The 11,416-nt window shown below is 61.1% G+C and carries 15 protein-coding genes; 6 read left to right on the top strand and 9 right to left on the bottom strand.

Features of this window, described 5'->3' with window-relative positions; genetic code table 11:
* On the bottom strand, nt 1-215 hold a 215-nt coding region (locus WA950_RS08000; RefSeq protein WP_424551171.1), incomplete at its 3' end, for a hypothetical protein.
* A gap of 261 nt (nt 216-476) precedes the next feature.
* On the opposite strand from WA950_RS08000, the gene WA950_RS07995 reads away from it, so the two are divergent.
* Both WA950_RS07995 and WA950_RS07990 read left to right on the top strand, forming a co-directional pair.
* The gene (locus WA950_RS07995; RefSeq protein ID WP_424551170.1) at nt 477-632 is read left to right on the top strand and encodes a DUF3309 family protein; all 156 of its coding nucleotides are present in this window, start codon (nt 477-479) and stop codon (nt 630-632) included.
* A gap of 28 nt (nt 633-660) precedes the next feature.
* Nucleotides 661-921, top strand: a complete 261-nt coding sequence (locus WA950_RS07990) for a YMGG-like glycine zipper-containing protein (RefSeq protein ID WP_424551169.1) — start codon at nt 661-663, stop codon at nt 919-921.
* A gap of 78 nt (nt 922-999) precedes the next feature.
* Here the strand turns inward: WA950_RS07990 and WA950_RS07985 are convergent, their stop codons facing one another.
* Complete coding sequence (locus tag WA950_RS07985) at nt 1,000-1,197, bottom strand: NepR family anti-sigma factor (protein WP_424551168.1); 198 nt, start codon at nt 1,195-1,197, stop codon at nt 1,000-1,002.
* 149 nt (nt 1,198-1,346) lie between these two features.
* Here WA950_RS07985 and WA950_RS07980 point away from each other — a divergent pair, with 149 nt between their 5' ends.
* Nucleotides 1,347-2,147: a response regulator gene (locus tag WA950_RS07980; RefSeq protein ID WP_424551167.1), complete on the top strand. Its 801-nt coding sequence runs from the start codon at nt 1,347-1,349 to the stop codon at nt 2,145-2,147.
* A 64-nt stretch (nt 2,148-2,211) separates the two neighbouring features.
* Here WA950_RS07980 and WA950_RS07975 read toward each other — a convergent pair whose 3' ends face one another.
* From WA950_RS07975 to WA950_RS07950, 6 genes are all read right to left on the bottom strand, one after another.
* Nucleotides 2,212-2,556 (bottom strand): RidA family protein, encoded by a 345-nt coding sequence (locus WA950_RS07975; RefSeq protein ID WP_424551166.1) that lies wholly within the window; start codon nt 2,554-2,556, stop codon nt 2,212-2,214.
* Between the two features lie 71 nt (nt 2,557-2,627).
* Nucleotides 2,628-3,458 carry a dipeptide ABC transporter ATP-binding protein gene (locus WA950_RS07970; protein WP_424551165.1) on the bottom strand — a complete coding sequence of 277 codons (831 nt, stop codon included), beginning with the start codon at nt 3,456-3,458 and terminating at the stop codon, nt 2,628-2,630.
* Nucleotides 3,455-4,309, bottom strand: a complete 855-nt coding sequence (locus WA950_RS07965) for an ABC transporter ATP-binding protein (RefSeq protein ID WP_424551164.1) — start codon at nt 4,307-4,309, stop codon at nt 3,455-3,457. Before WA950_RS07965 ends, WA950_RS07970 begins: the two co-directional genes overlap by 4 nt.
* The gene (locus WA950_RS07960) at nt 4,309-5,217 is read right to left on the bottom strand and encodes an ABC transporter permease subunit (RefSeq protein WP_424551163.1); all 909 of its coding nucleotides are present in this window, start codon (nt 5,215-5,217) and stop codon (nt 4,309-4,311) included. The genes WA950_RS07965 and WA950_RS07960 overlap by 1 nt, the downstream gene beginning before the upstream one ends.
* 10 nt (nt 5,218-5,227) lie before the next feature.
* Nucleotides 5,228-6,232 (bottom strand): ABC transporter permease subunit, encoded by a 1,005-nt coding sequence (locus tag WA950_RS07955; protein WP_424551162.1) that lies wholly within the window; start codon nt 6,230-6,232, stop codon nt 5,228-5,230.
* A gap of 102 nt (nt 6,233-6,334) precedes the next feature.
* Entirely contained in the window at nt 6,335-7,930 is a 1,596-nt protein-coding gene (locus tag WA950_RS07950) for an ABC transporter substrate-binding protein (RefSeq protein WP_424551161.1), read from the bottom strand.
* A gap of 482 nt (nt 7,931-8,412) precedes the next feature.
* Here WA950_RS07950 and WA950_RS07945 point away from each other — a divergent pair, with 482 nt between their 5' ends.
* The gene (locus WA950_RS07945; RefSeq protein WP_424551160.1) at nt 8,413-9,129 is read left to right on the top strand and encodes a helix-turn-helix domain-containing protein; all 717 of its coding nucleotides are present in this window, start codon (nt 8,413-8,415) and stop codon (nt 9,127-9,129) included.
* Between the two features lie 131 nt (nt 9,130-9,260).
* On the top strand, nt 9,261-9,668 hold the full coding sequence (locus WA950_RS07940) for a response regulator (RefSeq protein WP_424551159.1): 408 nt from the start codon (nt 9,261-9,263) through the stop codon (nt 9,666-9,668).
* A gap of 13 nt (nt 9,669-9,681) precedes the next feature.
* Here WA950_RS07940 and rirA read toward each other — a convergent pair whose 3' ends face one another.
* A complete protein-coding gene (rirA, locus tag WA950_RS07935) occupies nt 9,682-10,143 on the bottom strand; it encodes an iron-responsive transcriptional regulator RirA (protein WP_424551158.1) in 462 nt (153 codons plus the stop codon).
* Between the two features lie 178 nt (nt 10,144-10,321).
* On the opposite strand from rirA, the gene WA950_RS07930 reads away from it, so the two are divergent.
* Nucleotides 10,322-11,365, top strand: coding sequence for a Fe(3+) ABC transporter substrate-binding protein (locus WA950_RS07930; protein WP_424551157.1), 1,044 nt, complete (start codon nt 10,322-10,324; stop codon nt 11,363-11,365).
* Nucleotides 11,366-11,416 lie beyond the last annotated feature (51 nt).

Genomic DNA, 11,416 nt, shown 5'->3' with positions numbered 1-11,416 from the left:
TTACAACTCACTGATTTTAAACAATAATATCTCAATTTTCCAACCCGCAACAAACCCCGCACCCCAAAACCAAACCAAAAATCTTGTCCAGGTGGTAAAATTTGACAGGAAGGGACCGTTTTGCGTGTAAAAACATCTGGATCGCCCTGTGAAAAAGGAAATTCGCGCGTCGGCCCGTCCTTGCGCACGGTTTTCCCGCGGGAAAGGAGCGCCAATGGATATCCTCCCCCCTCCCCTGCCGGTTCAGCCCCCCCCCCAATCCGGTGCGCCGATCATGGCAAGAGACGGCCGCGACGGACCACAGGCGCTCGGCACCTCTCTGTTACAGAGCGCGACGAGAGCCCTGCCGGCGGCGGGGTGACCCCGCCGACGCTTCCTGCGGCCGCAGGCGCCTGTCACATTTTCAGGAACCAAATTCGTCGTTCGGCGTTACCAACCATCGCTCGACGGCGAACCGGACGTGAAAGGACGCATAGATGCTCAGCACCATCCTCCTGATCCTTCTTATCCTGCTTCTGATCGGCGCGCTGCCAAATTGGGGGTACAGTCGCGGTTGGGGTTACGGCCCGTCCGGCGGGCTGGGCCTGATCGTCCTCATTCTTCTAATCCTCGTCCTCATGGGACGCATCTGATCCCGACAACCAGCCAGGAACCGCAACCATGAAGAACATCATCATCGCGCTTGCTCTTGTCGCCTCCACCGTGACGCTCACCGCCTGCACCCAAACCGAGCGCGGCACCGCGATCGGCGCGGCGTCCGGCGCGGTCATCGGCGGCGTCGTTACCGGCCGTGCCGGCGGGGCGCTCGTGGGCGCGGCCGTCGGCGGCGCTGCGGGCTACCTCATCGCCCGGTCCGACCGCAGCGGCTACTGCATCTATCGTGACCGCTACGGCCGCCGTTACGAGGCCCGTTGCCGTTAGCCGCCGGACAATCGACCGAAACAAGAAACGGGCCCTCGGGCCCGTTTCTTGACGTCTTGAAGTGGAAGATGGATGCCTTCAGAGATTACCGCCGGCCTTGCGCTCGGCCTCGTCAAGCTTCTCCAGAAGATCGAGCAGGCGATCGGGCACGGGTTCAGTCTCGATCACGTCATAGAAGGACTTGAGCTTGCGGCCAACCGGGCCATTCGGGTCAAAGGCGGCCCCGGCGGCAGCATTGCCGCCGCCACGTCTTTTGTCTTTGCTGGGCTCGATCATGGTCTTGTTTCCATCGCGTGCCGCCCGCTATCTTCCTTTTGCCCAAGATTACCCATAGCAAGTCACACTTAGCATGCTAGCAATAGGTTTCCGCAAGGTGAACTCTAGCGGAAACGGTTCCGATACGGAACATATTCAGGGAGAACGAAATGTCACTTTCCACCCGTATCGCACCGCATCTCGCCTATCTGAGGCGGTTTTCCCGTGCCGTGACGGGTTCCCAGACGTCGGGCGACGCCTATGTCGCCGCCATGCTGGAAGCGCTCGTCGCAGATATTACACTCTACCCGGAGGGGCGCAGCGACCGAAACGCACTTTACCGGCTCTATTGCACGCTCTTCGAGAACCTGGACGTGACGTTGCCGGAAAACACCTCGCCCTTCGGCTGGGAACGCCAGGCGTCCGCCAACCTTGCCAACCTGCCTCCGGCGGAGCGCAAGGCCTTCCTGCTGGTCGCCGTCGAAGGTTTCGATATTGCCGAAGGCGCGGACATTCTCGATGTCTCGGAAGAGCGTTTCACCGAGCTGCTCGATGAGGCCTCCCGCGACATTTCCAGCCAGGTCGCCACCGATATCATGATCATCGAGGACGAGCCGCTGATCGCGATGGACATCGAGGACATGGTGAAGGGTCTCGGCCATACCGTGACAGGCATCGCGCGCACCCATTCGGAGGCGGTCGAACTCTTTCGCCGCACCTCGCCGCGCATGGTGCTGGCGGATATCCAGCTCGCCGACGGCAGCTCGGGCATCGACGCTGTCAACGACATCCTGAAGAACAGCACGATCCCGGTGATCTTCATCACGGCCTTCCCGGAGCGGCTCCTGACCGGCGAAAAGCCGGAACCGGCCTTCCTCGTCACCAAGCCGTTCAACCCGGATATGGTGAAGGCGCTGATCAGCCAGGCGCTTTTCTTCGACGAGCAGGCGCGACTGGCGAAATCGGCCTGAACCGTGAGAACAAATGCAAAAGGCCCGCGCGAGCGGGCCTTTTCCGTTTCAGCCGTGGAGCCGCTCAAACGGCGGCGACGACGATGACTTCGACCAGATAGTCCGGGGTCGCCAGCTTGGATTCGCCGGTAGCACGGGCCGGAGTGTGGCCCTGCGGCGCCCAGCCATCCCAAACCGCGTTCATCTTCGGGAAATCGGCCATGTCGGCAAGCCAGATCTGGGCCGACAGGATGCGGGTCTTGTCCGTGCCGGCCAGCGCCAGCAGGCGGTCGACTTCAGCCAGCGCCTGCTTCGTCTGCTCGGTGACGTCGGACCCCGCCTCGCCGACCTGTCCGGCCAGGTAGACGGTGCCATTGTGCACGACGGCCTGGCTCATGCGCGGGCCGGTTTCAAAACGTTTGATGTCCATATCTCGTTCCTGTCAGGTGGGAATTTCAGGGGCCACCCCGCGACGAGCGCCAGTCGCGGGGTGGCATATGGTCAGGCGACGCGCTTGCGCCGTTCGACGCGGGCGCGGATGGCTTCGACGTCGACGCGGGGCGTCGCGGCGAACAGGGTCTTGGTGTAGCTGTGCTGCGGGTCTTCGAAGACCTGGTCGCGACTGCCATATTCCACCGCCTCGCCGAAATACATCACCATCACGTCGTCGGCGATGTGGCGCACGACCGAAAGGTCATGGCTGATGAAGACATAGGTCAGGTGGAACTCGTCCTGCAGGTCGGCGAGCAGGTTGAGCACCTGGGCCTGCACCGACAGGTCGAGCGCCGAAACCGGCTCGTCGAGCACCAGAAGGCGCGGATTGAGCATCAGCGCGCGGGCGATCGCCACGCGCTGGCGCTGGCCGCCGGAAAACATGTGCGGGTAACGCCCGTAATGCTTCTCTTCCAGTCCCACCTTCTTCAGTATGGCCATGGCGCGGTCACGCCGCTCGTCCGCCGGGATCTTCGTGTTGATGACCAGCGGCTCCGTCAGGATGTCGCCGATCTTCTTGCGCGGATTGAGCGAACCATAGGGGTTCTGGAAGACGATCTGCACCTTGCTGCGCATTTCCGAGGTCAGCGGCTCGCTGGCGATATCGACCTTGCGGCCGTCGATCAGCATTTCGCCTTCGGTGATCTGATCGATCATCGTGACCATGCGGGCAAGCGTGGACTTGCCGCAGCCGCTTTCGCCGACGATGGCGAGCGTCTTGCCTTCCTCGACCGTAAAGCTCACGCCTTTCACGGCATGAACGGTCTTGCCCGCTTTGAACAGGCTGCCGGGGATATGATAGTCGCGCTTGAGATTGCGTGCTTCGAGAACTGGGGTCATCGGACGGCTCCCGCAAAAATCTCGGCGTCGGTCAGCTTTTCCGTGATCGTCGGCAGGCGTCCGCCGACGGCATTTTCCGGAAGGGCGGACAGAAGAGCCTTCGTGTAGACGCTCTTGGGGCTTTCGAAGAGCGACAGGACATCAGCGGATTCGATCTGGCGCCCCTTGTACTGCACGATGACGCGGTCCGCGGTTTCGGCGACGACGCCCATGTCATGGGTGATGATGATGAGGCCCATGCCGTGTTCGGCCTGCAGCTTCATCAGGAGGTCGAGGATCTGCTTCTGGATCGTCACGTCGAGCGCGGTGGTCGGCTCGTCGGCGATGAGAAGCTTCGGATTGCAGGCAAGCGCGGTCGCGATCATCACGCGCTGGCACTGGCCGCCGGACATCTGGTGCGGAAAATGGCCGAGGCGCTCTTCCGGGTTCGGGATGCCGACGAGCTGGAACAGCTCGATCGCACGGTCGCGACGGGCCTTGCGGTTCAGATCGGTATGGATGCGCAGCACTTCCTCGATCTGGTAGCCGACCGTGAAACACGGATTGAGGCTGGCGATCGGCTCCTGGAAGATCATGGCGATATCCTTGCCGATGATCTTGCGCCGCTCGCTGTCGGACATGGCCTTCATGTCGCGGCCGTTGAAGGTGAGGACGTCCGCCGTCACCTTCGCCGTCCAGGGCAGGAGGCCCATGGCGGCGAGCATGGAGACGGACTTGCCCGAACCGGATTCACCGACGATTGCGAGAACCTCGCCCTCGTCGACTTTCAGCGATACGCCGTCCACGGCACGGAAGGGGCCGGATGCCGTCTGGAATTCGACGGTGAGGTTTTTGATTTCGAGAAGCGACATCACGACCTCTTCAGCTTGGGATCGAGGGCGTCGCGCAGGCCGTCACCCATGAGGTTGATGGCAAGCACGGTGACGAGGATGGCAAGTCCGGGGAAGGTGACGACCCACCAGGCGCGCTGGATGAATTCGCGCGCCTCGGCAAGCATCGTGCCCCATTCCGGCGTCGGCGGCTGGGCGCCCATGCCGAGGAAGCCGAGGGCTGCCGCATCGAGGATCGCCGCCGAGAAGGCCAGCGTCGCCTGCACGATGAGCGGCGCCAGGCAGTTCGGCAGGATCGTCAGGAACATCAGGCGCAGGGTGCCTGCACCCGCAACCTGCGAGCCGACGACATAATCCTTCGACTTTTCCGTCATGACCGCCGCACGCGTCAGACGCACGAAATGCGGCTGGTTGACGAGCGAAATGGCGATCATGGCGTTGAGCAGGCCCGGTCCCAGAACCGCCACCAGCACGAGGGCGAGCAGCAGCGAGGGGAACGCCAGGATGATATCCATGATGCGCATGATGAACGTATCGACCTTGCCGCGGAAATAGCCCGCGACGAGACCGATGAGAACGCCCGAGACCACCGACAGCGTCACGACGACGAGGCCGATGAACAGCGAGAAGCGCGCACCGTAGATGAGACGCGAGAAGATATCGCGGCCGACGGCGTCGGTCCCCAGGATATGCCCCCAGGTTCCGCCCTGCTGGAAGACCGGCGGCAGAAGCAGAAGCTCGCGGTTCTGGACGCTCGGGCTATGCGGCGCGACGAAAGGCGCAAAGACCGCAACGAACAGGATGACCAGGAAAACGAAGAGGCCGATGACGGCGCCCTTGTTGCGCGAGAAGTAAAACCAGAATTCGGAAAGGCCGGAGGGCGGCGTGCCGCCCGTCTTGGTGTCGGCCGCGTTCGAAACAGTGCTCATGGACCGCCTCCTAGTGCCGGATACGCGGGTTGACCCAGCCGTAAAGCAGGTCGACCACGAGGTTGACGATCATGATGACGGCGGCGATCAGCATCAGGCCACCCTGCACCACGGCATAGTCGCGCTTGAAGACGCTGTCGACCATCCACTTGCCGATGCCCGGCCAGGAGAAGATCGTCTCGGTGAGGATGGCGCCCGCCAGGAGCACGCCGACCTGAAGGCCGATCGTGGTAATCACGGGGATCATCGCATTGCGCAGCGCGTGCACGCCGATGACGCGGAAGGGCGAGAGCCCCTTGGCGCGGGCGGTGCGGACATAATCGTCGCCCAGCACTTCGAGCATGGCCGAGCGGGTCTGGCGCGCGATCACCGCAAGCGGGATCGTCGCCAGCACGATGGTCGGCAGGATCAGATAGGTCACCGCAGACTTGAAGGCGCCCGCCTGACCCGAGAGCAGGCTGTCTATCAGCATGAAGCCGGTGACCTGCGGGAAGAAATACATCAGCGAGATGCGTCCCGAGACCGGTGTCCAGCCGAGATAGCCGGAGAAGAAGATGATCAGCAGCAGGCCCCACCAGAAGATCGGCATCGAATAGCCGACAAGGGCGACGCCCATGATCGACTGGTCGAGCCAGGTCCCCCGCTTGACCGCGGCGAAGACGCCGGCGGGAATGCCGAGGAGCACGGCCACGAGGATGGCGCAGAGCGCAAGTTCCAGCGTTGCCGGGAAGAGCTGCAGGAAGTCATCCAGCACCGGCCGCTTGGTCACGATCGACGAGCCGAAATCTCCCGTCAGGAGACCAGCGAGATAGTCAAAATACTGGATGTACATGGGCCGGTCGAGACCGAGCTGGTTCATAAGCTCTGCGTGTCGTTCCGGAGACATGACGCGTTCACCCGACATCAGCATGACCGGATCGCCCGGCAGGAGTCGAATGAAGGAGAACGCGATGAGCGATACCCCAAGGAATGTGGGTATCAGGACGGCAAGCCGTCCGACGATAAAACGCAACATGGGAGCCAATCCCTTCATTTTTTAGAAAAACCGGCGGCCCGAATCTCTCCGGGCCGCCGGCCATTGCACGCTCTTTGCGGCGCGCCTTCTCGTTAACCGATATTACTCGGTGATGTCCACGCCTTCGAAGACGAAGTCGCCAAGCGGAGACTGGACAAAGCCCGAAACCTTCTTGCTCATCGGAACGACCGCGAGCGAATGGTCGAGGGTGTTCCAGGGCGCTTCGCGCTTGAAGATGACCTGGGCCTCTTCATAGAGCTTGGTGCGCTCGGCAATGTCGGAGGTTTCCTTGGCCTTCGTCATCAGGTCGTCGAATTCCTTGTTGCACCACTGCGCGCGGTTGTTGCCGCCGACAGCGTCGCAACCGAGCAGGGTGTCAAGGAAGTTGTCCGGGTCGCCATTGTCGCCCGTCCAGCCGAGGATGGCCGCGCCATCGCGGTCCTTGGCGGAAGAGAGCTTCAGGTATTCGGCCCATTCGTAGGAGACGATCTCGACTTCGACGCCGACCTTGGCAAGGTCCGCCTGCATCAGTTCGGCTGCACGGCGAGCGTTCAGCATGTACGGACGCGCGACCGGCATAGCCCAGATCTTCATCTTGAGGCCGGAAACGCCGGCATCCTCGAGCATCTTCTTGGCTGCTTCCGGATCGAACTTGTCGTCCTCGACGGCGTCGTTGTACGACCACATGGTCGGCGGGATCGGGTTCTTCGCGACGGTTGCCGCACCCTGGAAGACCGCATCGACGATGGCCTGACGGTTGATCGCCATGTTGAGGGCCTTGCGGACCTCGACCTTGTCGAACGGCGCAACGAGCGTGTTGTAGGCGAGGTAGGCGACGTTCAGACCGGCCTGCTCGGAGATGTGCAGGTTCGGATCGGCCTTCAGCTCGGCGACATCAGCCGCGTTCGGATAGGACATCAGGTGGCATTCGCCAGCCTTGAGCTTCTGCGCGCGAACGGCAGCGTCCGTGGTGATCGCGAAGACGAGGTCATCGATCGCCTGCTTGCCGCCCCAATAGTCGGGGTTGGCCTTGTAGCGGATAGCGGCATCCGGCTGGTAGGCGACGAAGGAGAACGGACCAGTGCCGAGCGGCTGCTGGTTCATCAGTTCCATCTTGCCGTCAGCCTGAAGCTTGTCGGCATATTCCTTCGATACGATCGAGATGAAGGGCATGCCGAGGTTGGCCAGCAGCGGTGCTTCCGGACGCTTCAGCGTGATCTTGACCGTCAGGTCGTCGACCTTTTCGATCTTTTCGATGACATCGGGCAGGCCCATGCCGGCGAAGTATTCCCAGGAGGCACCCGGAACGTACTTGTTCCAGGCATTGTCTTCCTTGTACTGGCGCTCGAAGGAGAAGATCACGTCATCGGCGTTCAGCTCACGCGTCGGCGTGAAATACTCGGTCGTCTGGAATTTCACGCCCTTGCGAAGCTTGAACGTATATTCCTTGCCATCTGCCGAGATGTCCCAGCTTTCGGCCAGCGCAGGCTCGATTTCCGTCGTGCCGCGCTTGAATTCCACCAGCCGGTTATACACCGTGTGCGCAGCTGCGTCGAAGGTCTGACCGCCGGTGTAGAGACCGGGATCGAAGCCTTCCGGCGATGCTTCCGAGCAGTAGACGAAGGTCTTCGACCAGGCAGCAGAGGCCATCAGCGAGGCAAGCGCCGTCGCAGCGATAAGAGTAGTCAGCTTTTTCATAGTGAGCTTCCCAGATTTACTTTTTTGTTCTCTTGTGCGGGCACGGGTGCGTTCCAGCCCCGGCCTTGCGCGGATGGAACGACATTTGCCGCTGGATTGCAATAAGTCCGCAAACAAATTTGTCCAAACGGAAAAATCCGGGCAACATTATTCTCCACAGCATTAGAAAACACTGCAAAAATAGCGCCTGCGCCACTTTTAGACGATCATCAATCCTCGTCCGACCTGATTCCGGCACAACTGCGACCATACCCAAAGCCACCACCAATAAGGGTAGCACCGCGTTGCTGGCTTGCTCAGTGCAGGCACGGGGCGACAAAAGCATCAGACAGCTTTTCTTTGATTTTCCTCTTCATTATCAATTGCCTATAGATTCACCCGACAAGAAAATGCCGTATCCTTGCGAAATTGTCCTGCAAAACCCTTTGCCCTTAAAAGCTGCGGCGCTAGATTGCGTCGTGGGATCCGGGGGGCTAGTCCACATGCCCGTGTTGAACAGACATTTCAGGCGATACGATTTTGAAGGCGATCTTGAGAAAGCCCTCAATCGCGTCGATTTCTTTCGTATCTTTCACACCATGGCGCTCCACCACGGTTTTGAGCACTTCGGCGTGCTCCAGCTGACCAACGAGCACGAGACCAGCCTGCTCGCCAACCGCCTGGTGCTGCACGACCTGCCGGCCGGTCTCGCCGAGGCCTATGACAAGCGCCACCGCCTCAACGATTCCGCGATCTTCAAGAGCTTCTACAAATCCACGATCTCGACTGTCTGGCGGGCCTCGGACCTCCCGCAGGACAGCATGGACGGCCTCGACTTCGTCGACCAGATCGGCTTCGACATGGTGCTGTCCGTTCCGGTGCATTCGGTCACCGGCATGCGCTACGTCGTGCTGTTCCTCGGGGATGGCGACGACATCGGCCGCAACGAGCATTTCAGGATCTGCTACGAGGCGAACTGCACCTTCGACTATTTCTACAGGAAGGTTCTCTCCAACAAGGCCGGCATGGGCCTGACGCCGCGCGAAACCGAAATCCTGCGCTGGATTTCCTATGGCAAGACCGCAAGCGAAATCGCTCTCATCGTTTCCGTCTCGGAGCATACGGTGAACTCGCACACGGCGACGATCCTCAAGAAGCTCGACGTGGTCAACCGCACCCAGATGGTCGCCAAGGCGATCCGTGAGCAGATCATCCAGTAACGCCGGCAAGAAAAGCCCCGCAGCGCCGGGATAGCAGAGTTAGGGACTTGTCAACATATGCGGCCTGGATGAGAGTAACCCTGCTTTTCAGGGCCGCCGCGTCCCGGATACAATCAGGTTCAACGACCACCATGACAGCACAAGCGCATCTCCTGCTCGTCGATGACGATCCCGCGGAAAACGTCATTCTCAGCGCGCTGATGCGCAAGGTCGCAAGCTATGCGATCACGCTGCATTATGTGGAAACGGTGGACGGCGCGCTCGATTTCATCCGCTCATCGGGCGTGCGGCTCGACATGGTCCTGATGGACAACCGGCTGCAGCCGCAAGCGGATTTTCGGGAAACCGTGCCGGAGCTGCGCCGCGCCGGTTATATCGGTCCCGTGGGGGTCATTTCCTCGTCGATCAACGACGCCTATTTCCAGAAGATTGACGACTACGGCGTCGACTTCCGTATCGACAAGGCCGAACTCGACCCGACGGCCATCGAATTCATCCTGCAGGAATATGTGAGCCGCGACGCCGGCGCCGGGATCTGAACGCGCGGCGGCGTCAGGCCGCCGGCTTCTGGGCGATCGCGTTTTCGAGTCCGAGCAGCATGCCGATCTGCGGGCGCGCCTTGACGAGGTCGTCGATCGTGTATTGCTGGAGCACTTCGAAGAAGGCGTTCAAGGCCTTGCGCAGCGCCGCATTCAGGCCGCAGCTGTCGACCAGCGGGCATTCGATCTCGCCCGCCTCGAAACATTCCGCCATTGCGAAGGAATCCTCGGTCACCCGCACCACGTCGAACAGCGTGATTTCCGACGCCGGCCTGGGCAGGCGCACGCCGCCATTGCGGCCACGCACGGTCTCGATGATGCCGCCCTTGGTCAGCGGCTGGAGAATTTTGAACAGGAACAGCTCGGAAACGCCGTAGGCCCTGGCGATTTCCGGGATCCGGCTGAGCTTGTCGCCATTCGCAGCGCAGTACATCAACATGCGCACGGCGTAGTTGGTTTGCTTCGTCAGGCGCATGGGAAACTCCGAGTCCGGTTTTCAAGTCGGATCACATATAGGACACATCGCGGTTTAGAACAATTCCAAAAACCGGAAATTCACATTCATGTTAAAAAGGCGGCCGAGCGATTGACTGTGAGGAGCAAGCAGTTAAACACGACTTTCGCAGTTAAGAATAACGCACCAGGAGGCTCCGATGCAACTGCTCAAGACGTCCCTTACCGCCCTTGCCCTGTCGACCGCTGGCCTGGTGCTTGCCGCACCCGCTCATGCAGATGGTGAAGTCAACATCTACTCCTACCGTCAGCCTGACCTCATCAAGCCGCTGCTCGAAGAGTTCACGAAGGAAACCGGCATCACGACCAACGTGCTCTTCCTCGACAAGGGCCTTGTCGAGCGCATCCAGGCGGAAGGCGCGAACTCGCCGGCCGACGTCATCCTGACGGTCGACATCGCACGCCTGACGGAAGCCAAGGAAGGCGGCGTCACGCAGGCGGTCCAGAGCGACGTCATCAACAAGGATATCCCGGCAGAGTACCGCGATCCGGCAGGCGACTGGTTCGGCCTGACCACGCGTTCGCGCGTCGTCTACGCCTCCAAGGAGCGCGTCGCGCAGAACGAGATCACCTATGAGGAGCTTGCCGACCCGAAGTGGAAGGGCAAGATCTGCACCCGTGACGGCCAGCACTCCTACAATATCGGCCTGATCGCCTCGATGATCGCCCATCACGGCGAAGCCGAAGCCGAAAAATGGCTCACCGGCGTCAAGAACAACCTTGCCCGCAAGCCTGATGGCGGCGACCGCGACCAGGCAAAGGCGATCCTCGCCGGCGAATGCGACCTGGCGCTCGGCAACTCCTACTATGTCGGTCTGATGATGACCAACGAGAAGGAGCCGGAGCAGAAGGACTGGGCAGCCGCCATCAAGGTTCTCTTCCCGAATACGAGCGATCGCGGCTCGCATGTCAACGTGTCCGGCATGGCCATGGCCAAGAATGCGCCGAACAAGGACAACGCGCTGAAGCTGATGGAATTCCTGTCGGAAGGCACCGCGCAGAAGATCTATGCCGAGCAGGTCTACGAATATCCGGTCCTGCCGGGCGCCGAGCCTTCCGACGTCGTCAAGTCGTTCGGCACGCTGAAGCCCGACGCGCTGCCGCTCGTCGACATTGCGGCAAACCGCAAGAAGGCATCGGAACTGGTCGACAAGGTCGGCTTCAACGACGGTCCGTCGCAGTAAAGATCAGCCCCAAGGCTGAACCAGGAGAACGGCGGCCACGGGCCGCCGTTT

Source organism: Shinella sp. (assembly GCF_049651085.1).
Taxonomy (GTDB): Bacteria; Pseudomonadota; Alphaproteobacteria; order Rhizobiales; family Rhizobiaceae; genus Shinella.
This window is presented reverse-complemented; position numbering and strand designations above follow the sequence as displayed.

What these genes read in the sequence shown, in the direction of transcription:
- WA950_RS07975 (WP_424551166.1), bottom strand. Translation starts at nt 2,556, where the DNA reads ATGGACATCAAACGTTTTGAAACCGGCCCGCGCATGAGCCAGGCCGTC.
- rirA (WP_424551158.1), bottom strand. Translation starts at nt 10,143, where the DNA reads ATGCGCCTGACGAAGCAAACCAACTACGCCGTGCGCATGTTGATGTAC.
- WA950_RS07960 (WP_424551163.1), bottom strand. Translation starts at nt 5,217, where the DNA reads ATGAGCACTGTTTCGAACGCGGCCGACACCAAGACGGGCGGCACGCCG.
- WA950_RS07930 (WP_424551157.1), top strand. Translation starts at nt 10,322, where the DNA reads ATGCAACTGCTCAAGACGTCCCTTACCGCCCTTGCCCTGTCGACCGCT.
- WA950_RS07965 (WP_424551164.1), bottom strand. Translation starts at nt 4,309, where the DNA reads ATGTCGCTTCTCGAAATCAAAAACCTCACCGTCGAATTCCAGACGGCA.
- WA950_RS07950 (WP_424551161.1), bottom strand. Translation starts at nt 7,930, where the DNA reads ATGAAAAAGCTGACTACTCTTATCGCTGCGACGGCGCTTGCCTCGCTG.
- WA950_RS07970 (WP_424551165.1), bottom strand. Translation starts at nt 3,458, where the DNA reads ATGACCCCAGTTCTCGAAGCACGCAATCTCAAGCGCGACTATCATATC.
- WA950_RS07980 (WP_424551167.1), top strand. Translation starts at nt 1,347, where the DNA reads ATGTCACTTTCCACCCGTATCGCACCGCATCTCGCCTATCTGAGGCGG.
- WA950_RS07955 (WP_424551162.1), bottom strand. Translation starts at nt 6,232, where the DNA reads ATGTTGCGTTTTATCGTCGGACGGCTTGCCGTCCTGATACCCACATTC.
- WA950_RS07945 (WP_424551160.1), top strand. Translation starts at nt 8,413, where the DNA reads ATGCCCGTGTTGAACAGACATTTCAGGCGATACGATTTTGAAGGCGAT.
- WA950_RS07990 (WP_424551169.1), top strand. Translation starts at nt 661, where the DNA reads ATGAAGAACATCATCATCGCGCTTGCTCTTGTCGCCTCCACCGTGACG.
- WA950_RS07985 (WP_424551168.1), bottom strand. Translation starts at nt 1,197, where the DNA reads ATGATCGAGCCCAGCAAAGACAAAAGACGTGGCGGCGGCAATGCTGCC.
- WA950_RS07995 (WP_424551170.1), top strand. Translation starts at nt 477, where the DNA reads ATGCTCAGCACCATCCTCCTGATCCTTCTTATCCTGCTTCTGATCGGC.
- WA950_RS07940 (WP_424551159.1), top strand. Translation starts at nt 9,261, where the DNA reads ATGACAGCACAAGCGCATCTCCTGCTCGTCGATGACGATCCCGCGGAA.